Origin of the sequence: Serratia sp. OLAL2, from assembly GCF_002752475.1 — a bacterium.
GTDB lineage: Bacteria > Pseudomonadota > Gammaproteobacteria > Enterobacterales > Enterobacteriaceae > Serratia > Serratia bockelmannii.
In genome coordinates, this window is record NZ_MSTL01000001.1 from 340766 (window position 1) to 363219 (window position 22454).

At 63.7% G+C, this 22454-nt stretch carries 5 protein-coding genes; 1 reads left to right on the forward strand and 4 read right to left on the reverse strand.

Annotated elements, in window-relative coordinates; genetic code table 11:
• Positions 1-21 precede the first annotated feature (21 nt).
• The 3 genes from BVU99_RS01655 to BVU99_RS01665 all read right to left on the reverse strand — a co-directional run bounded on the left by BVU99_RS01655 (position 22) and on the right by BVU99_RS01665 (position 19510).
• Positions 22-17796: a non-ribosomal peptide synthetase gene (locus tag BVU99_RS01655; RefSeq protein WP_099816659.1), complete on the reverse strand. Its 17775-nt coding sequence runs from the start codon at positions 17794-17796 to the stop codon at positions 22-24.
• Positions 17797-18405: 609 nt separating this feature from the next.
• Entirely contained in the window at positions 18406-19095 is a 690-nt protein-coding gene (locus tag BVU99_RS01660; protein ID WP_004936833.1) for an LrgB family protein, read from the reverse strand.
• Complete coding sequence (locus BVU99_RS01665; protein WP_004936830.1) at positions 19088-19510, reverse strand: CidA/LrgA family protein; 423 nt, start codon at positions 19508-19510, stop codon at positions 19088-19090. The genes BVU99_RS01660 and BVU99_RS01665 overlap by 8 nt, the downstream gene beginning before the upstream one ends.
• A 140-nt stretch (positions 19511-19650) precedes the next feature.
• Here BVU99_RS01665 and BVU99_RS01670 point away from each other — a divergent pair, with 140 nt between their 5' ends.
• Positions 19651-20538, forward strand: coding sequence for a LysR family transcriptional regulator (locus tag BVU99_RS01670; protein ID WP_025304429.1), 888 nt, complete (start codon positions 19651-19653; stop codon positions 20536-20538).
• A gap of 76 nt (positions 20539-20614) precedes the next feature.
• Here BVU99_RS01670 and BVU99_RS01675 read toward each other — a convergent pair whose 3' ends face one another.
• Complete coding sequence (locus BVU99_RS01675) at positions 20615-22264, reverse strand: Na+/H+ antiporter (RefSeq protein ID WP_025304430.1); 1650 nt, start codon at positions 22262-22264, stop codon at positions 20615-20617.
• Positions 22265-22454 lie beyond the last annotated feature (190 nt).

Here is a 22454-nt window from a genome sequence, read left to right on the forward strand (position 1 = left end):
CTTCATTGACAAGCAACGCGGTCAGCGTCGGACGAGCGAATTCAGCACGGCGCTGATGCGCTCCCCTAAGCCGCGCCGGTTCACGGCTTCCGACATCATGGTGACATGATCGCCATCAACCAGGTTGACCGTCACCGCCGACGCCGGCAAATGCCCCTCCCAGCCGAGTGCCGAGCCGTCGCGGCGGTTGTAACCCGCCGGCTTGATGCGCTGCCAGTAGGCTTCCAGATCGTCGTTCAGCAAGCCGGGCATCTCCTCCACCGCTTTAAACAGGTGCAGATTAAGGCCGAGCGGCCGGATGACGCTGGCGCCGACCAGGGTCGCATAGTGATAACGCTTGCGCCATAACGCGGCTTCCTTCAGCGGATCGTCGAGGAAAGTGCTGATGCCCTGGCCGTGCAGCACCGCCAACGCCTCCTCCACCGACAGCGGCTGCAGGCGGGAGAACAGCGGCGCCTCCAGCGTCGGATGTTCCACCTCCAGCCAACTGAGGAATAGCTGTGTCGCATCGCGCATCGCCTGCTGCGGCCGCATAGTGTCGAGCAGGCCCACCAGCGCCACCTCTTCCCCCTCCGCCTGCAGCCGTTCCGCCACCATGTAGGTCAAGATCCCGCCCGAAGAGTAACCGAACAGATGATACGGCCCGCTGGCTTGCGCCTGCCGGATAACGCCGGCAACGATCTCCGCCATCGCCTCCATCGTTGCCGGCGGCGCGTCGGTCATCTCTGGCCACGGCACGGCATAAATCGGGAAGTCCGCATCGATCTCTTTGGCTATCTCATAAACATAGGAGTGATCGCCATAACCGGTCGGCATGAAGAAGACCGGCGGGCGCTGGCCGCTGCGGCGCGCCGGCAATGCCCTGAGCGGCTGTCCGCCCGTGCGCTGCTCGACATGCGCCGCCAGATCCGCCAGCACCGGGTGGTCAAAGATCGCCTGCACCTGCAGTGCGATCCCCCACTGCTGCGCCAGGCTGGCCTGACGGACCGCCAGCAGCGAATGGCCGCCCAGTTCGAAGAAGTTGTCGTGTCTGCCGATCTGCGGCAGCCCCAGCAACTCCGCCCACGCCTGCGCCAACAGCGTCTCGGTATCGCCGCGCGGCGCTTCGTAGGCTTCGCCTGCGGCGGCGGCCATCTCCGGCGCCGGCAGAGCCCGCCGATCAATCTTGCCGTTTGGCGTCAGCGGCATCGCCGCCAGCCAGACAAAGGCCGCAGGTAGCATATAGTCCGGCAGCTGCGCCGCCAGGTGCTGACGCAGCTCACCGGCCAACCCGTCGCTCGCCACATTCTCACGCACGCTGATCCAGGCGATCAACCGCGTATCCGCACCGACGCAGCAGACATCGACCACCGCTTCGTTCACCGCCGGGTGCGCCGCCAGGCGCGCCTCTATCTCTCCCATCTCGATACGGAAGCCGCGAATTTTCACCTGACGATCGTTGCGTCGCTGATACTCGAGGTTGCCGTCCGCCCGGTAACGCACCAGATCGCCGGTACGATACATGCGCCCGCCCGGGTTAAACGGATCGTTCAGGAAACGTTCCGCGGTCAGTTCCGGCCGGTTGAGGTACCCCAGCGCCACGCCGACGCCGCCGATATACAGCTCGCCAATCACGCCCAGCGGCGCCGGTCGGCCGCGCGCATCCAGCACATAGGCGCGGGTGTTGCCGATCGGTTTACCGATCGGCAAACGCATGGCGCCTTGCACCTCGGCAATCGCCGCCGTCGTGGCGAAGGTCGTCGCTTCCGTCGGCCCATAGGCATGGATCAGCTGTACCGGCCCCGCTTCCTGCAGCAGGCGTTCGAAGGCGCTCGGCTCCTCCTTTTCCCCACCGCAGATCAGATAGCGCAGCTGGGCGAGCGTCGCGCCCATGCTGTACACATACTGATTGAACAACGCGGTCGTCAGGAACAGCGTCGTCACGCGATGCTGCGTCAATGCGGCGCTCAAGCGCGCCGCATCCATCACGGTTTCCGCCGGGATCACCACCAGTTCGCCGCCGTTCAACAGCGCCGCCCACACCTCCATCGTCGCGGCGTCGAAGGCCGGGTTAGCGGCATAAGCCACCCGTTCGGTCGCATCGAACGCCGCATAACGGTTGTTGATCACCAACCGAGTGATGCCCTGGTGCGGCGTCATCACACCTTTAGGCAGCCCTGTGGAGCCGGACGTGTACATGATGTATGCCACCTCAGCGCTCGACAGCGCCGGGTCGTTCTCGTCACCGCCGGAGATTGCCGGCCGCAGCAGCGGCAAGGTATCCCCGTCCGTCGCTTCACCGACGATAAGGCGCGCGCCGCTGTCCTCCAGGATCCACTGCTGACGCGCCGCCGGCAGCTGCGGGTCGATAGGTACATACACCGCGCCGGCCTTGAAGATCGCCAGCTGCGTCGCCACCAGATCGATGCTGCGCGTCAGACGCGTCGCCACGCGTTCGCCCGGTTGAATGCCGTGGGCGATCAGAGCATGCGCCAGCCGGTTAGCCTGGGCATTCAACGCCGCATAGCCGATCCGACGGTCGCCTTGCACGATCGCGACAGCCTGCGGCGCACGCTGCGCCTGGCGTTCAAACAGCTGATGCACGCAAAGCTCTGCCGGATAAGGCGCCGTCGTCTGATTCCATTCCTCCAGCAGCAGCCGGCGCTCAGACGGCGGCAGGATCTCCAGCTCGCTCGCCGGCAGGGTCGGCTGGCTTTCCAACGCCTGCGCCAATGAGGCCAGCGCCTGTTGCATATAGCCGCAGATCCTCGCCGCCGGCACCGGTTCGCTGACCTGCGCCGTCAGCCCCAGAGAGTCGCCGCCGTCTTCCACCGACAGGACGAACGGATAGTTGGTGCGCTCCTGCGCGCTCAACAGCGTCATGCCTTCCGGCAACACCAGCTCGCTGCCGTTGTTGTGGCGATAGTTGAGCAACGCGCTGAACAGCGGCATCCCCGCCGCCACGCCGCTGCAGCGCTGCGCCAGCGCCAGCGGCGCGTGCTCATGCTGCAGCAACCCGCTCAGCCGCGCGTGGGCCTGGCGCGCCGCCGTCGCCACATCGTCATCGCCGATGTCGAGGCGCAGCGGCAAGGTATTGATAAACAGCCCCATCGCTCGCTCGGCGCCTTCCCCCGCCTGCATGCGTCCCAGCAGCACGGTACCGAACACCACGCGGTCGTGGCCGCTGGTGCGGGCCAAGACCTGCGCCCAGGCCAAATGGCACAGGCTGGCCAGGCTCACGCCCAACCGTTTGGCCTGATGCCGCAGACGTTCGTTCAGCGCCTTGTCGATAGGCTGGTGCGCCGTGGTGACGCCCTTGCCATCGCCGCGCACGTTGCCGAGCCCGAACGGCAGCACCGGCTCTTCGATGTCCGCCAGCATGGCGCGGAAGAAGGTTTCATGTTCTTGCGCGCTGACGCTCAAACGCGCCTGCGCCACCGCATTGCGGAACGGCGGCGCGGCGCCCAGCTCGGCGCCTTTGCCGGCGAGGATCGCGGCGATCTCTTCTTCGATCAATGCCGCCGTGGAATGATCCCCCACCAAATGATGCCATTGCTGCAGCATCCACCAACTGCCATCGCTATCTTGCGCCACCACGACGTTCAGCAGCGGCGCACGGCTGAGATCCAGACGCGCATGCTGCGGATCGAAGCGCGCCAGCAGTTGATCGCCAATCGCCTCCTGCGCCGGATCGAGCGTCAGCTCAGTCCACGGCAGCGCGGCGGCGCGCCAAACGACCTGTACCGGCTCGCGGATCGCCTCACTGATGAACGCCGTGCGCAGAATATCGTGGCGATCGATCACCTGTTGCATCGCGGCCCGCCAACGATCCAGACGCTCGCGGTTCTCAAAGCGCAACAGCGTAGACAGCAGGTACGGATCGCCCCGTTCCGCCAACAGGTGGTGGAACAGAATCCCCTCCTGCAACGGTGACAACGCATAGATATCCTGCACGTTGGCCACCCCGCCCGGCACGCGCGCCACGATGCTGTCGATCTCAACCTGGTTCAGCGAGGCCAGCGGCAGCAACTCAGGCGTGATGCGCGCGCTATCCGGCCGCAGCAGGTTCTCGGGGATCTCGATTTCGCAGCGCGCCTCCAGCGCCTCCGCCAGCGAGGCCAGCGTCGGGGCGGTAAACAGCGTTTGCACGTTCGCCGTCAGGCCGCAGCGACGCAGCTCCGCGATCAGTTTCACCGCCAGCAGCGAATGCCCGCCCAACTCGAAGAAATTGTCATGTCGGGCGACATTCGGCAGACCGAGCAATTCGCCCCAGATCGCCGCCAACAGGGTTTCCGTGTCGCCCTGAGGCGCTTCATGGCCCACGCGCGCAAAATCGCCGGCCTGTGGCGTCGGCAACGCGCGGCGATCCACTTTACCATTCGGGGTCAACGGCAAGTCGGCAAGCATCAGACAGGCCGCCGGCACCATGTAGTCCGGCAGCTGCGCCGCCAAATGCCGCCGCAGCTCGTCGGTCAGATCGCGGCCCTCGGCCTCGGCTTGCGGCACGATCCAGGCGATCAACGCAGGATGCGCACCGCGCACGTCAACCACCGCTTCGCGCACCGCCGGGTGCGTTTCCAGCAGGACTTCAATCTCGCTGCACTCGATGCGGAAGCCGCGGATCTTCACCTGCTGATCGTTGCGTCCGCAGTAATCGAGGTTGCCGTCCGGCAGATAGCGCGCTAAATCGCCGGTGCGATACATGCGGCCTCCCTCGTTAAACGGATCCGCCAGGAAACGCTCGGCCGTGAGGTCTTCGCGATTCAGGTAACCCAGCGCCACGCCCACGCCGCCGATATACAGCTCGCCGATCGCGCCCAGCGGCACCGGCTGGCGATGTTCGTCCAGCAGATACACCCGCGTATTACCGATCGGCCGGCCAATCGGCAAACGGTGCCGCCCCGCCGCCACGGTGATGCGCGCCGAGGTAGCGGCAGTGGTGGCTTCCGTCGGGCCGTATCCGTTGATCAGCTGCACCCGGCCCCCCTCCTTCAGCACCCGGGTATAGGCATGAGGATCCGCCGCTTCGCCGCCGCTGATCAGGTATTTCAGCCCCGCTAACGTCGCGGGAATGCTGTGCGCATGCTGATTGAACAGCGAGGTCGGCAGCACCAGCACCGTAATCGCCTGGCGCGTCAGCAAATCGGCGAACGCCGAGGCGTCCAGCAAGACCGCCGGCGGCACTACCACCAGCGCGGCGCCGTTCAGCAAGGCTCCCCAAACTTCCAGCGTCGCCGGATCGAACGCCGGGTTGATGGCGAAAGCGATACGATCCGAGTCGCTGAACTCCGCATAACCGTTATTGATCACCAGTCGGTTGATCCCCTGATGCGGCACCATCACGCCTTTCGGCTTACCGGTTGAGCCGGAGGTGTACATGATGTAGGCCAGATCCAGACTGTTGCTCGCCAATATCGGCGCGCCGGACAGCAGGTCCGCGTCATCGCTTTGAGGCAGACGAGCGACGCCGACGCCGATCTGCGCGTCGTCCTCGCCGCCATTCAGCAACAGTACTGCACCGCTGTCGGCGATGATCCAGTTCTGGCGGCCGGCCGGCAGCTGCGGATCAACCGGCACATAGGCAGCACCGGCCTTAAGGATCGCCAATTGGGCGATCACCAGGGCGGCGCTGCGCTCAAACCGGACCGCCACGCGCTGGCCGGGCTCCACGCCCGCCTTAATCAGGCGCCAGGCCAGCCGATTGGCGTGCTCCGCCAACTGCGCGTAGCAGATAAGCTGCTCGCCATCGACCAACGCCGTCGCCTGCGGCGTGCGCCGCGCCTGCTCGTCGAACAGTTGATGCACGCACGCCTGCGCCGGATACGCCCGCTCGGTGCGGTTCCACTCGTGCAGCAGCAGCTGGCGTTCGGCCGCAGGCAGCAGATCGACGCGCGCCGCCGGCTGGTCAAGATCCGCCGCCATCGCTCGCAGCGCCTGCTGCAGATACGCGCCGTAGCGCACCGCCGTCTCGCGATCGAACAAGGCGCTGGCGTAGTTCAACGAGCCGACAATGCCGCTGCCGCTTTCCGCCAACTCGAGCGTCATGTCGAATTTCGCGACGTCATAGCTCAGCCCGGCATCCGTCGTTTGCAGGCCCGGCAATGCGATATCGCGCACCGAGCCGTCCTGCCAGGCCAGCATCACCTGGAACAGCGGCGTCGCGTCCAGCTGGCGCGGCGGATTCACCACCTCCACCACCTGTTCAAACGGCAGATCGCCGTTTTCCCGCGCCGCCAATACCGTCTCGCGCACGCGTTCGAGCAAGATTTTCAGCGTCGGCTCACCGCGCAGATCGACATGCATCGCCAGCGTGCTAACGAAGAAGCCGGCCAGCGGTTCGATTTCCAGCCTGCTGCGGTTGGCCTCCGGGGTACCAATCACCACCTGCGGTTGGCCGGCCATGCGGGACAACACCAAACTCCAGGCGGCCAGCACCGTCATGAACAGCGTGCCGCCGTATTGGCGGCTCAACCGCCGCAGCGCGTCGGTGAGCGCCGCGTCGATAACCAGAGGCACCTCGCCGCCGGCGAACGACTGCATCGCCGGACGCTGCCGATCGGTCGGCAGCGTCAGCAGCGCCGGCGCATCGCCCAGCGTCTGGCGCCAGAACGCCGCCTGCTCGGCCAACCGTTCCTGCGTCAGCCACTGGCGCTGCCAAACGGCATAATCGACATAGTGCACCGCCAGCGGCGGCAGTGGAGACGGTTCACCGCGTTGGAAGGCGCCATACAATGCGCTCAACTCCCGCATCAGGATCCCGGTAGACCAGCCGTCGGAAACGATATGGTGGCAGGTCAGCAGGAACAGATGCCGCCGCTCGCTCACTTGTAGCAAGCTGGCCCGCACCAGCGGCCCCCGTTCCAGATCGAACGGCGCTTTCATCGCCGTCTCGGCCAGCGCGTGCAAACGTTGCTCCGCATGACGCTCGCCGCACAAGTCGTGATGTGCCAGCGGCATGGCCGCCTCCGGTAAGATCCGCACCTGAGGTTGCCCATCCTGGCAAACAAACACGCTGCGCAAGGCTTCGTGGCGGGCATACAGCGCGTCGAGGCTGCGCTGGAACGCCGGCGCATCCAGGTCGCCGTCAAGGCGCAACGCCAGCGGGATATGGTAAGTCTCGCCGATCCCGCCCATTTGGCTCAGGAACCACAGCCGCTGCTGGGCAAACGACAACGGCAATGCGTCGTGACGTGGGGTCGGCACGATGGCCGTCGGCTGCGCCGCCCCCTCCCGTTCCAGCCACTGCGCCAGCGCCTGCAACACCGGCGCAGCGAACAGCGCCGACAGCGGCAGCCGCCAGCCGGCCTGCTGTACCCGATTGGCCAACTGTACCGCCAGCAGCGAATGTCCGCCCAGAGCGAAGAAATCATCATGACGACCTACGCGTTCAACATTCAGCAACTGACGCCAAATGGACGCCAGCAGGCGTTCTCGTTCATTGGCCGGCGCTTCATAAACGGCGCGCGCGGCGGCCCCCAGCTCAGGCGCCGGCAGCGCGCGTTTGTCCAGTTTGCCGTTGGTGGTCAGCGGCAACGCGTCCAGCCACACAAAGGCCGTCGGCACCATATAGTCCGGCAGACGGCCGGCCAGATGCTGGCGCAGCCGCAGCGCCAGCGTTTCCCGATCTCCCCCTTCGCCCGGCACCGCCCAGGCCACCAAACGTTTGTCGCCGCCGTTGTCCTGCCAGGCGTCAACCGCCACGCTGCGGACCTCAGGATGGTCCAGCAGCGCCGCCTCCACCTCACCGCACTCAATGCGGAAACCGCGAATTTTCACCTGCTGGTCGTTGCGCCCCAGGTACTCCAGCTCACCGTTCGGCAGATAGCGCGCCAGATCGCCGGCGCGATACATCCGTTCTCCCGCCACGAAAGGATCGTCGAGGAAACGTTGCGCATTCAGCTCCGGCCGATTCAGGTAGCCGCGCGCCACGCCCAGCCCGCCGACATACAGCTCACCCACTGCGCCCTGCGCCACCGGCTGACCGTGTTCGTCAAGCAGATACAGGCGCAGATCCGGGATGCGGCGGCCGATCGGGCTGCCGCTGCCGGTGATGTCCGCAGGAGACATTTCCCGGTAGGTGACGTGCACCGTCGTTTCCGTTATGCCGTACATATTGATTAACCGCGGCGCGTCCGGCCGATTACGGGCATACCACGGCGCCAGATCGGCCGGATTCAGCATTTCGCCGCCGAAGACGATGTAGCGCAGCCGATGCGGCGTGTTGTCCTGAGCTTGAATGAACGCTTTAAAGGCGCTTGGCGTCTGATTCAGCACCGTCACGCCCTGGTGACAAACCAACTGATAGAACGCGGGGGCAGAGCGCGCCGTTTCCTGCGGCACGATCACCAACCGGCCGCCGTGGCGCCACGCGCCCCAGATTTCCCATACCGAGAAATCGAAGGCGAACGAGTGGAACAGACACCAGACATCCCCGGCGTCAAAGCCGAAACCGGCGTCGGTCGCGGTAAACAGGCGCTCAACCTGACGGTGTTCCACCATCACGCCTTTCGGCTTACCGGTCGATCCGGAGGTATAGATCACATAGGCCAGATTGGCCGCCGTCAGCCCCGCAACCTGCGGATTGGCGGCCTCGGTGCCCCAGTCTTCCTCCAGCGCCATCGTCGGCACATCAGCCCCACTCAGCGCCGAACGCCCTGCGGCGTCGGCCAGCAGCAACACCGGCCGGGCATCGTGTAAAATGTACTCCAGACGTTCGCCGGTATAAGCCGGATCGAGCGGCACATAGGCGCCGCCCGCTTTCAGGATCGCCAGCAACCCGACCAACATCGGCGTGCTGCGCTCCGCACACAGCGCCACCAGACGATCGGGCCCGACGCCGCGCGCGATCAACACCTGCGCCAACGCGTTGGCTCGTTCATTGAGCGCCCGATAGCTGAGGCGTTCTTCTCCGCACACCGCGGCGATCGCCTCTGGCGTGCGCAGCGCCAGCCGCTCCAGGTGATGGTGCGGGCAGAGATCCGCCTGCGGTTCGTCCGGCGTCCGGTTCCAGCCATGCAACAACCGCTGCCGTTCGTTCTGCGGCAACAGCGCAAGCTGCGAAACCGGCTGCGGCGCCGCCAACGCGATGCTCTGCAACACCTGGCGCAGATAGATCCCGTAGCGCTCGGCGGTTTCACGATCGAACAGCGCCGTGGCGTAATACAGCGAACCGGCGATCTCTTCGCCGATCTCGGTCAGATCCAGCGTCATGTCATATTTCGCCGCGGCATAGCCGGCATCGATCGCTTCCGCCTGCAGCCCCGGCAGGCCGATGTCGTGCACCGAACCGTCCTGCCAGCTCAGCATCACCTGGAACAACGGAGTATGGCCACGATGACGCGGCGGGTTCACCTGTTCAACCACCTGCTCGAAAGGCAGATCGCCATGATCGCGCGCCGCCAGCAGCGTATCGCGCACGCGCAGCGCCAACGTCGACAAATCCGGATCGTCGGACAGATCGATGCGCAGCGCCAAGGTGCTGACGAAGAAGCCGATCATCGGTTCCGTTTCCAGCCGGCGACGGTTGGCCTCCGGCGTGCCGATCACAAGATCGCGCTGCCCCGACAAACGGGACAGCACGACGCTCCACGCCGTCAACAGCGTGATGAACAGCGTGCATCCCTGACGCAGGCTGAATTGCCTCAGCGCTGCTGTCAGTTCGGCATCGAGCGAGACGGCCACCCGATCCCCGGCGAATGACTGCACCGCCGGGCGCGGACGGTCGGTCGGCAGCGTCAACAGCGCTGGCGCATCGCCCAACGTCTGGTGCCAATAATCGGCCTGCTTCGACAAGCGCGCCGGCTGCAGCCATTGCCGCTGCCAGTGGGCGTAATCCGCGTATTGCAACGCCAGCGGCGGCAGCGGCGATGGTTCGCCGCGACACAACGCGCCATACAACGCACCCAGCTCCCGCAGCAATATGCCGTTCGACCAACCATCGGAAATGATGTGGTGGCAGGTCAACGCGAACAGCTGTTCCTCGTCGCTCAGCCGGATAAGGCTGGCGCGCAACAGCGGGCCCCCGGCCAGATCAAAGGGCGCCGCAGCCTCTTCCCGTATCAGCATGGCGGCGCGCGCCTGCGCATCCGCGACGCCGCGCAGATCGTGGATTGTCAGCGGCAAACCGGCGATCGGCAAAATGAGCGCCTGCGGCTGGCCGTCGCGGCTGATAAAGACGGTGCGCAACGCGTCGTGGCGCGCATAAAGCGCGTCGAGGCTGCTCTGCCAGGCGGCCAGATTCAGCGGCCCACGCAACCGCAGCGCCAGCGGCATGTGGTAAATTTCGCTCATGCCGTCCAGTTGGGTCAGGAACCACAGGCGCTGCTGAGCGAACGACAGCGGTAAGGCCGCATCGCGCGGCGCAGGCAGAATCGGCGGCAGGCTTTCCGCCTGCGTGATCTGGCGCGCCAGCGCCTGCAGGACCGGGTTGGCGAACAGCGCCTGCAGCGACAGCGGCAACCCGCTTTGCTGCAGGCGGTTGGCCAAACGCACCGCCAACAACGAATGGCCGCCCAGGGCGAAGAAGCTGTCGTTGCGGCCAACCTGATCCACGCCCAGCAGTTCTTCCCACAGCGCAGCCAGACGCTGCTCGACGTCCCCCAGCGGCGCCTCGTAGGCTTCACGACGATAGGCCTCGCCCGACGGGTCGGGCAATGCGCGGCGATCGAGCTTGCCGTTTGGTGACAGCGGCAGCGCCTCCAGCAGCACGCAAGCGGCTGGCACCATGTAATCCGGCAGTTTGTCGGCCAAATGCCGGCGCAGCACCTCCGCCAGCGACGCCTCATCGGCACCTGGCTGCGGCACCACCCAGGCGATCAGGCGTTTCTCACCGCCGTCGCCGCCGCGCGCATCCACCACGGCTTCGCGCACCTGCGGATGCGCGGCCAGCGCCGCCTCTATCTCGCCGCATTCGATACGGAAACCGCGGATCTTCACCTGCTGATCGTTGCGGCCCAGATACTCGATATTGCCGTCCGGCAGGTAGCGGGCCACGTCGCCGGTGCGGTACATGCGGCCGCCGTGGCCGGCATCGAACGGATCGGCCAGGAAGCGCTCCGCCGTCAGTTCAGGCCGGTTGAAATAGCCGCGCGCTACCTGGATGCCGCCGATATACAGCTCGCCAACCGCCCCCAGCGGCACCGGCTGCCCTTGTTCATCGAGCAGATAGATCCGCGTATTGGCCACCGGCCGCCCAATGGGCACCGACACCAGCCCGGGTTGGCGGGTGCAGTGCCAAGCGGTCACGTCCACCGCCGCTTCGGTCGGACCATAGAGGTTATGCAACTCGACATGCGGCATCTGGCGGTAGAACTCCGCCACCAGCGAGGCGGGCAGCGCCTCGCCGCTGCACATGACGCGCACCACCTGCCCACAGCGGCGGCTCGCGCCTTCATACAGCAGGAAGCTTTGCAGCATCGACGGCACAAAGTGCAGCGTTGTCACGCCATACTGTTCAATGGCGCGGCTCAGGTACTCCGGATCCTTGTGGCCTTCCGGGCGCGCCATCACCAGGCGCGCGCCATACATCAACGGCCAGAAGAATTCCCACACCGAGACGTCGAAGCCGAACGGCGTTTTCTGCAGCACCGTATCCGCCGGCGTCAACCCATAAGCCTGCTGCATCCAGATCAGGCGGTTAACGATGCCGCGATGCTCATTCATCGCGCCTTTCGGTTTTCCGGTCGAGCCGGAGGTATAAATCACGTAAGCCAAATGATTGGGCTGCGCGCGCGGCGCCGGGTTATCGGCGTTCAGATCGTCCGGCAACGGTTCATCCAGCGCCAGCAGCGGCACCGCGTGTTCGCCCAGCGCCGCGCGGCCGGCGGCGTCCGCCAGCAGCAGCACCGGATCGGCGTCCTGCAGGATATATTGCAGACGTTCGCCCGGATAAGCCGGATCCAGAGGCACATAGGCGCCGCCGGCCTTGAGGATGCCGAACAATGCCGTCACCATCGCCAGGCTGCGCTCAGCGCACACCGCCACCCGGCAATCCGGCCCGACGCCGCGCTGCATCAGCGCGTGCGCCAGGCGATTGGCCTGCGCGTTCAGTTGGGCGTAGCTCAGTTCGGCGTCGCCGCAAACCAGCGCCACGGCGTCCGGCGTGCGGCGCACCTGCGCTTCAAATAGCCCATGCAGGCAAACGTCCTGCGGATAAGGCTGTGCCGTTGCGTTCCAACCATTGATCAGCAAGGCGTACTCGTCGTCCGGCAGAATCGACAGTTCACGCACCGGCATTTCCGGCGTGTGTTCCAGCGCATTCACCAGAGCGGTCAACGCCTGTTGCATATAGCGGCACACCCGCGAGGCTTCAATGGGGTCGATGACCTGCGCCGTCAACGCCAGCGAATCCATGCCGTCGTCCACCGACAGCACGAACGGGTAGTTGGTGCGTTCGTCCGCGCCGATCAGGCTGACCCCTTCCGGCAGTGCCAAGGCTTCCCCGTCGTTGTGGCGGTAGTTCAGCAGCGCACTGAACAGCGGCGCACCGCTTTTCACGCCGCTGCAGCGCTGCGCCAACGCCAGCGAGGCGTGCTCATGCGCCAGCAAGCCGCTCAGGCGCGCATGCGCCTGCCGCACCGACGCCTCAACGCTGCGCCCGTCCATATCCAGCCGCAGCGGCAGCGTATTGATGAATAACCCCAGCGCCCGGTCGGCGCCTTCGCCCGATTCCATGCGGCCCAGCAGCACCGTGCCGAACACCACGGCATCACGCCCGCTGGTGCGCGCCAACACCTGCGCCCAGGCCAGATGGCACAGGCTGGCCAGGCTGACGCCCAGCCGCTTCGCCTGTCGACGCAGGTCGGCATTCAGCGCAGGCGCCAGCGCCAGACGGCCGGTATTGGCGCACTGTCCGTCGCCGTGTACGTTGCCGAGCCCGAACGGCAGTACCGGTTCATCGATGTCCGCCAGCATGCCGCGGAAGAAACGCTCATGTTCCTGTTCGCTGAGCCCCAAACGCGCTTGCGCCACCGCATTGCGGAACGGCTGCGCGCAGCCCAGCGTATCGCCTCGCCCGGCCAGAATGGCGTTGACTTCTTCTCCCATCATCGCCAGCGTCGAGTGGTCGCCAATCAGGTGGTGCCACTGCTGCAAGACGTACCAGCTGCCGTCGCTCTCTTCGGCGATAACGTAATACAGCAGCGGTGCCCGCGTCAGATCCTGCCGGATCCGTCGGGGGTCGAAGCGCGCTTCCAGCTGACGGCCGACCGGCCCCTCGGCCGGATCCAGCGCCAGCTCGATCACCGCTAAACGCGCCCGACGCCAGACGACCTGTACCGGTTCGGACAGCCCCGCACCGACAAAGGCCGTGCGCAAAATGTCATGACGCTCCACCACCTGCTGCATCGCCGCCAGCCAGCGATCGAAACGCGCCCGGCTGTCGAAACGCAGCAGTGCCGACAGCAGGTAGGGGTCGCCCTCTTCCGCCAGCATGTGGTGGAACAAGATCCCTTCCTGCAACGGGGAAAGGGCGTAGATATCCTGTACGTTGTCGATGCCCCCCTCCACACCGTCGACGATCTGATCGATCTCCGCCTGAGTCAGATCGGCCAGCGGCAACATCTGCGGCGTGATTGCACGGCAGCCCGGCGCAATCACGTTTTCCGGCACCTGAATCCGCTGCTGCGACACCAGCGTTTGCGCCAGAGCCGACAGCGTTGGCGTGGAGAACAGCGCCTGAACGCTCGCCGACAGCCCGGCCTGGCGCAGCTGCGCCATCAGCTTCACCGCCAGCAGCGAATGGCCGCCCAACTCGAAGAAGTTGTCGTGACGCCCCACGCGTTCAACGCTCAGCAACCCCTGCCAAATCTGAGCCAGCAGCGTTTCGGTTTCCCCCTGTGGCTCGACATAGGCTTCGCGCATGGCGGCATCCGGCGCCGGTACCGGCAACGCGCGCCGATCCAGTTTGCCGTTCGGCGACAGCGGCAGCGCCTCCAGCCACACAAAGGCCGTCGGCACCATATAATCCGGCAACGTTGTAGCGAGTGCCCGGCGCAACGTCTGCGCCAGCGCCTCACGCTCCGCCTCCGGCTGCGGCACGATCCAGGCCACCAGACGTTTGTCGCCTTCGCCATCCGTGAGCGCATCCACCACCGCGTCGCGCACGGCGGCATGCATAGCCAGCTGCGACTCGATTTCACCGCATTCAATGCGGAAGCCGCGAATTTTTACCTGCAGATCGTTGCGGCCCAGATACTCCAGGCTGCCATCCGGCATATAGCGCGCCAGATCGCCGGTGCGGTACATGCGGTCGCCCGGCACGAAAGGATCGGCCAGGAAACGCTCCGCCGTCAGCGCCGGCTGGTTCAGGTAACCGCGCGCCACCTGCGCGCCGCCGATATACAGTTCACCCACGGCGCCCAGCGGCACCGGCTGGCCATCGTCATCCAGCAAGTACGCCCGGCCGTTGGCGATAGGCCGGCCGATAGACGGCATCGCCGTACCGACCGCCGGCTCGCCCGAAGTCGCTACCACGGTCGTCTCCGTCGGCCCATAGTTATTCACAATGGTTACACCAGGCGGCGCCGGCAGCGGCCAGCGGCGAATGCTGTCGCCGCCGATCAGCAGCATCCGCAGATCGGCAGGCATCTCGCCCATCAGTGCGATCTCAGCCAGCGGCGTCACCATAAACCCGACCTGCACACCGCTGCCGCGCCACCATTGCAGCAGCGCTTCGCCATTGCCCGCCGCCTCTGCCGGCGGCAGCAGCAGCGTCGCCCCCTGCGTCAACGTCGGCCAGATTTCCCAAACGCTGGCGTCAAAACCCAACCCGGCCATGCTGGTCGTTCGCTCACCAGCCTGCAAACCGGTCGCTTCGCAGTGCCACATGATCAGGTTGATCAGGTGCGCCTGCTCCACCATTACCCCTTTCGGTTTGCCGGTCGAGCCCGAGGTGTAAACCACATACGCCAGGCTGCCTGGCTGCGCGCGCGGCGGCAGGTCGTGATCCTGCTCTGGCAGCGCGTCTTCCAGCGCCAACAACGGCGCTGCTACCGCCCCCAGCGCGGCGCGGCCGGTACTATCCGCCAACAGCAGCGCCGGCGCGCAGTCCTGCACGATATAGTGCAGACGCTCAGCGGGATAAGCCGGATCCAGCGGCACATAGGCGCCGCCGGCTTTCAGGATCGCCAGCAGTGCGACGATCATCTCCGGGCTGCGCGCGGCGCAGACCGCTACGCGGCTTTCCGGCCCTACGCCGCGTGCCGTCAGGTAATGCGCCAGCCGGTTGGCGCGCGCGTTCAATTCCGCATAGCTCAGCGACATCGCCCCCTGAGACAGCGCCGGCACCGTCGGCGTACGCCGCGCCTGCGCTTCAAACAGGGCCGACACGCTCGACGCCTGCGGGAAAGCCCGGTGCGTGCGGTTGCGCACGTTGAGCAATAGCTCTCGCTCCGCCTGGCTCAGTAAACGATCGCCTCGCACCGGCGCATTCGGCGCCGCAGCGGCCTGCCGGAGCAGCAATAGCAGATGCTGCGCGGCACGCAGCATCTGCTCGTCCCCCACCGCGGCGCTGTCGTACACCCAACGGAAAGCGGCGTTGCTTTCACAGATTTGCAGCACTGCCCGAGCGCCGGAGCGTTTCACCGCCGCTGCGCCCTCCTGACTGTCGTCGAATCCCGGCGAGGTGTCGCGGCGCAATAGCGTCACGACGGTTGACCAGGCGCGCGAACGCGTGTCCAGGCCGAGCAATGCCGGATGGTAGGCGCGACGCGCGCGCGCCTGCTGCCATTCGCGTCGCATCTGCACCTGCGCCTCGGCGAAACCCAGCGTCGGATTCAGCGAGATCTGCAGCGGCAGTGTCCAAACCTGGCCCGGTTCGCCGATGACGTCGTCCGTCGCGTTCAGCCAGCCAAGTTGGAAATCACTTTCGCCGCCCATCAATCCCAGATACAGCGCCAGCCCGGTCAACACCGCTTCAACCTCGATCTTGCCCGCGTGTTGCCAGGCCGTAGCCTGCCATGCCGGCCGGGCTTCGCGCTGCCAGGCCACCGGGAACGCCGCCGGGGCAAACTGCGCCAATCGCGGTTGCCAGAAGGCCGCATGATGCCCACCGGCCGCCTGTCGCTCCTCCAATCGTTTCGCCTGCGAAGGATCAAGCAACGGTAACGGCTCGCCCGCCGTCAAACCGTGCAGCTGCGCCAGCGCTTCCCCCGCCGTCAGCTCGCCTTCGGCGGTGAACCAACCCCCGATCCGCACCGCCCCTTCCGCCGTGGCGATATTCCAACCCGCATCGTCGACGCAGAGCAGCGTACCGGGTGGCGCATTGTCGGCGTCAGGCAGCATTTCCAGGCGCCCAACGCCCAGCGCCCGGTCGGCCAACAGGATTTTCAGCGGGCAATTCCCCGCAGGATGGCCGAGTGACGTCGCGAGGCGCACCAGCTCAGCAGCAGGGCGATCCCAGCGGATGAAGCCGGCGGCCGGCGGCAGTCGACGGAGATCATAGAAACTGCCGCTGACGTCCGCTTCAGGCTGCGCAGAGATCTGTTGCATCACCTGGGCAATGCTGCCTTCAGGTTGTTCAGAGAGGAGCCGCAGAATAAATTGGAAACGCCGTTGTAAACTCTCAAGCTGGCTTAATGAATGGGCATGCGGCGCATCGGCAAACATGACGTCCAACTCTTGCGCCTGCTGATCTTCGTAAAATAGAATTTGCATATCGCTGACGGCGATGTTGCCACCGTAGTACCAACGTGTCTTACATCCCCAAAACGGATCGCCATGATCGAAGGAAACGATATTGATGGCGGGACCAAACCAGGATGAACTCATGGTGCTGCGATCGCGACGAATATCCTCACCGCGATATAATTGCCGACGAACCACTTTGGCTATTTCCGCAGCGACCTGTTGTGCAAAATCAGCCAGACGACTTTCAGGGTTAATAGCTAAAATCAGTGGCACCACATTCGCAGTCATACCAATACTGTTTCGCTCTCGCGTACCGGTCACCGGCAGGCTGAAATTCAATAAGGTCTGACCAGTAATACTATGGAAACATAATGCGACGGCCGCCGCCAATATATGAGCGCGATGTACGCCGGCTTTTTCCGCCCCCCGATCAATCGCCGCTATCTCATTTATTTTTAATGTGTGATTGCTGATTTGCATGGACGAATAAGGGACGAGTTTCTCCTGACGCGTCAGGCTATGAGGCGCGGCGAGCGTATAGCCTTGCCAGAACTGTTTATCGGTGGCGAAGCGGGAAGAATCGCGGTACTGCAGGTCGTGTTCATAGAGCCGGGTAAAACTGCAATTACTGAATTCAGGAATGTTTTTTTTCTCAGCCAATGCGTTGTAATACAGCGCGATACGACGCATAAACTCTTCGGCGCTGCGGCCATCCACCAGCATGTGGTGAAAACGTCGGTAGAGGATATAGTTGCCCGGCGCCAACGTCAGTAAGGCAAAACCGAACAGGTCCTGATCCAGCGCGGAGATCACGCGATCGGCATCTTGCCGCATCCAGCGCTGCGCCGCCAGCTCAGGGTATTCCTGGCTGCTGAAGTCATGCACGGAAAGCGGGTCATGACTGCGCGCCGCACGGTATTGATAAAGCTCGCCGTCTTGTTCGGTGAAATGGGCCTGCATCGCCGGCGTTTCTTCAATGATCGCGTCTATCGCCTGGCGCAGCAGGGCTATCTGCAACGGCCCTTGTATCGTGCCGTATCCCCACATATTGAATGGCAAGCCTTCAGACATGCTGGCGCTCAGCCAAAGCTCGCGCTGAGCGGTGGTAATTTCATGCAGTTCGACTTTTTCCAACGAAATATGAGCACCCGTACGGAATTCCCCACTCTTCACATCAGTTTGTTTGTTCATAATATTCTCTAGCACGTTTTCATTACGTTAATGAAAGGGTCCGTCCGGATTTAGGCAAAGCCTGGCCGTCCGACAGTTCAAGTCAGAATAAAAAACCGTAGAAAAGCTGGGTCTCCCCCAACTAAGAAAGAATGAAATGGTTAATCCAGAGGTTCCCCCTGTGCCTCAATTTGCTGAGGTGTGAAGTATAGGAGAGGATATTTTTTTTGGCGAAATGTGCGAAAGGGGATAAATGATCATTTTATTTTCCCGATATTACTCAGGGATGACGAGCGTATTCCGTTTTTATTAACTCGATATAATTATGGAGGGATTAATATTATTTTGTATTATTCACCACAGTTAATGTGCAACAATACTTACGGTAAGAGCCCCTCGATATCAATAAGTTATACTTTATTGTTTTAATGATAATAATTTATTTTTTAATTAATTTACTTCCAATTAAAATGGACGGCGATTTTGCCTGCGGCGCATCTATCGTTTTTTGTTATAACGATGAGAAAAATTATGCTGAAAAATTTCTTCGTTTTTTCTGGCGTCCACCAACGGCACCGTTCCCAACGACAGATAACGTAAAAGGGGCGGCAGAGCCCGCCCCGAGAGGTCTTACCACATCAGCCGGCCGATCAATGGCGCGGCCACGACCGTAATGATGCCGGCCAGCATCATCACCAAACTCGACACTACGCCCTCCTGCGGCCCCAGCTCATAAGCGCGAGCGGTGCCGGCACCGTGCGACGAGGCGCCAAATCCGGCGCCCTTCGCCAGACGGCTGCGCACCGCCAGCCGCAAAAACAAAATATCCCCCACCGCCATGCCGAACACCCCGGTGATCACCACGAACAGCGCCACCAGATCCGGCTGCCCGCCCATCTGTTTGGCGGCCTCCAGCGCGAACGGCGTGGTGATCGACCGCACCGCCAGGCTGCGCTGCACCTCTTCCGGCAACGTCAGCAGGCGCGCCAGCCACACCGAACTGTACACCGCCACCAGCACCGCGGTCGTTACGCCGGCGGTCAGCGACAGCCAGTGGCGGCGGATGATATGCAGGTTCTCATACACCGGCACCGCGAAAGCGATGGTTGCCGGCCCCAGTAGCCACAGCAGCCAGTGAGTTTCACCAATATAGTCCTGATAGGAGATGTGGGTGACCACCAGCAGCAGCACCAGGATCATTGGCGTCAGCACCAGCGGCATCAGCAACAGCGTGCGCCGGCGGCGATACAGCTTCTTATTGGCGAAGTACAGCGCCAGCGTCGCCAGAAAACAGGCCAGGCTAAGGATAAAATCATTCATGACGCTGCTTCCGGCGCTGCAGCCAAATCTCCAGCCGATACACCCTGTCCACCACCAGCCCGGTGGCGCCCAACGTCAGCATGGTGCTGACCGCGATCACCAAAAAGATCTTCCAGCCCTCGACCATCAACAGCTGGGCATAGTTGACCACCGCCACCACCGCCGGCACGAAAAACAGCAGCATTTCCGCCAGCAGCCAGCGGGAGCCGGCCTTAACCCAGCTCAGCGGCAGAATGCGCAGCAGGATTAGCGCCAGCAGCATCAACATGCCGACGATATTGGCGGGGAGCGGCAGGTGGAATTGTTGCACCAGACGATCGGCGATCAGGAACAGCGCCGCATACAACGCCACCTGAATCGGCACCTGCAAGCGGGTCAGCAGGGAGGGGGCAACGCGGCGTAACGCCAGAGACATGAAAGATGACCTCAAACAATAAATTAACGGCCTACAGTATACGCAGCCGGGAAACCACGCCTGAAATGAATTAAAATTATCGACATCATGCCGTCCGGGAATAGTTTCCCGCCGGTAGCGTCCCCAAGGAGAACCCTAACGTGGATGTCCGCACCCTGCGCTACTTCGTTGAAGTGGTGCGCCAGCAAAGCTTCACCCGCGCCGCGGAAAAACTGTTCGTCACCCAGCCCACCATCAGCAAGATGCTGCGGCATCTGGAGGAGGAGCTGGAGTGCACGCTGCTGATCCGCGAAGGCCGCAAACTGCGCCTGACCGACAGCGGCCAGGCGGTGTATCAGCGTGGCCTGACGATCCTCGACGAATTCCGGCAACTGGAGGCGGAGCTGGAAGACATCAGCTCGGTGAAAAAGGGCGTGCTGCGGCTGGGCATTCCGCCAATGGTGGGCAGGCAGATCGCCGATCTGATCCGCCGCTTTCGCCAAACCTACCCCGGTATCGAATTGAAGATTTCCGAGCTGGGCGGGCTGTCGGTCGAACAGGCGGTGATGTCCGGCGAACTGGATCTGGCGATGACGGTGTTACCCTTCGATTCGGAACAACCGCTGACCTTTCTGCCGCTGCTGGGCCATCCGATGTGCGTAGTGGCGCCGCGCACGCCGCAGTGGCTCAACCGCACCCGCATCAATATCGCCGAATTGGCCGACAGCCCGATCCTGATTTATAACGAAGACTTTGCGCTTTACAAGATGCTGATGAAGGCGTTTCGCCAGGCCGGTTTTGAACCGCAAATCGCGGTGCGCAGCGGCCAATGGGACTTCCTCGCCTCGATGGTGCAGGCCGGCGTGGGCATCGCCATGCTGCCGGAGCCGGTTTGCCGCTGGCTGGACAAGGAAAACCTGGTCTGGCTGCCGCTGGAGCCGCGCATGGAGTGGAAAATCGGCCTGATCTGGCGTCAGGGCAGCTACCTGTCGCACAGCGCGCAGGCCTGGATCGCCTGCTGCCGCGACTATTGGCCGCCGCTCAAGTAGCCAAAAAACAAGGGCCGCACAGGCGGCCCTTCAGGACAGAAATAAAGAGGAAAAACGTTTATTCCTCTTCTGGGGTTTACCCTTCGCGTTCGATCAACAGCGCTTCGAGCAGGTCGAGATCGTGCAGCAGTTTTTGCAGCGTCTCGTTGCTGATTTTCTGCGTGGCGCGCAGGTGGTACAGCTCGCCGCGCTCGGCGCGCAGCGCCGTCAGGCGGAAACGCCGCTCGAGGTTTTCCATCGCCAGCGCATTCTCGATATCGTCTTTCGACGCGATGCGCCGCCGCAGCATGCCCGTTACCCGCGAGCTGACCTCTTTCAACACCTGCGGATCGAGGTTCTCTTCGGTATCGGCAACCAGGCGCTCTTCCATTTTATTCACGCTCTCGATCGCCACCTCGGCCGCCATGGCGATCGCCATGCGCTCTTCGTGCTTGCTGGCGCTCTTGTCGGCCACCTGCACGCCGCGCAGCAGCAGCGGCAACGCCAGCACGCCGACAATCAGCGACAGCAGGATCACTCCGGCGGCGATAAACACCAGCTGATAGCGCGCCGGGAAGGCGGTGCCGTCACTCAGCAACAGCGGTATCGACAGCACGCCGGCCAGGGTAATCGCCCCGCGCACCCCGGCGAACGACGCCACCCACAGCTCACGCGTGCTGTAATCGCCGAACTGCAGCGGACGCTTTTTCATAAAGCGGTTACTGGCCTTCTTCATCACCCACAGCCAGGTGAAACGCAGCACCAGCAGTGCGGCGTAGATGGTAGCCACGTCGGCGAACAGATACCAGGTCTGGATGGTCGGATCCAGCTCCGCCTGCAGGATGGAGGTTTCAAGAATGCCCGGCAGCTGCAGGCCCAGCATGATGAACACCATGCCGTTGAACACGAACTCCAGCATCGCCCATACGCTGTTGGCGCGCAGACGCATCGCCAGCGGCGCGTTGCGGATCACGCCGGATTGGCTGATGGTCATCCCCGCCGCCACCGCCGCCAGGATGCCGGAGACGCCGATGTGTTCGGCAATCAGGTAAGAAGCGAACGGCAGCAGCAGCAGGAACACGATCTGGGTCGCCGGATCGTCGCCGCTCCAGCGGCTCATCACCCGCAGCGACTTACTGTAGGTCCAGGTGACCGCCACGCCGGCCAACAGGCCGCCGATCGCCACTTTGAGGAATTCAAGGGTCGCGCCGCCCACGGTGAACACCATGGTGCCCATCGCCACCGCAATGGCGAACTTGAGCGATACCAGGCCGGACGCGTCGTTCATCAGCGCCTCGCCCTCGAGCACGCCCATGATCGGCTTGGGAATCCGCCCTTTGCCGACGATGCCGGACAGCGCCACGGCATCGGTCGGCGACAGCACCGCCGCCAGCGCGAAGGCCGCCACCAGCGGAATGCCCGGCACCATGGCGTAGATCAGATAACCGACGCCGACCACGGTGATCAGCACCAGCACCAGCGCCAGGCCGAGAATTTCACGCCCGTGATGCAGGAACTCGCGCGTCGGCGTTTTCCAGCCGTCGGCGAACAGCAGCGGCGGGATGAACAGCACCAGGAACAGTTCGGGATCAAAGTCGACGTGCAGCCCGAAATGCGGCCAGGCCAACAGGGCCCCGATGGCGATTTGCATCAGCGGCAGCGGCACCTGGAACGGCAACATGCGCGTCACCACCCCGGACAGGGAGACCACCAGGATCAAAATGAGGATTGTAAAAAAGATTTCCATGCTTTCCTTAGACTCTACGATTCAGACGACATCGGCTCAGGGCCTGCGTTGGTCCCGATAGTAGATCACTTTTTTTACAGCCGTTAAAGCTTGTTGTGCCTTTCAAAACGCGGTGCAGAGCAGAAGAAGACTTATCTTAAGAAGGGAATTGCCGTCACAGGCTCCCCCGCCCGATGGGCGAGGGAAACCC

Bases quoted from the DNA above. Each gene is read 5' to 3' on its own strand.
- BVU99_RS01655 (WP_099816659.1), bottom strand. From the start codon at position 17,796: ATGAACAAACAAACTGATGTGAAGAGTGGGGAATTCCGTACGGGTGCT.
- BVU99_RS01660 (WP_004936833.1), bottom strand. From the start codon at position 19,095: ATGAATGATTTTATCCTTAGCCTGGCCTGTTTTCTGGCGACGCTGGCG.
- BVU99_RS01665 (WP_004936830.1), bottom strand. From the start codon at position 19,510: ATGTCTCTGGCGTTACGCCGCGTTGCCCCCTCCCTGCTGACCCGCTTG.
- BVU99_RS01675 (WP_025304430.1), bottom strand. From the start codon at position 22,264: ATGGAAATCTTTTTTACAATCCTCATTTTGATCCTGGTGGTCTCCCTG.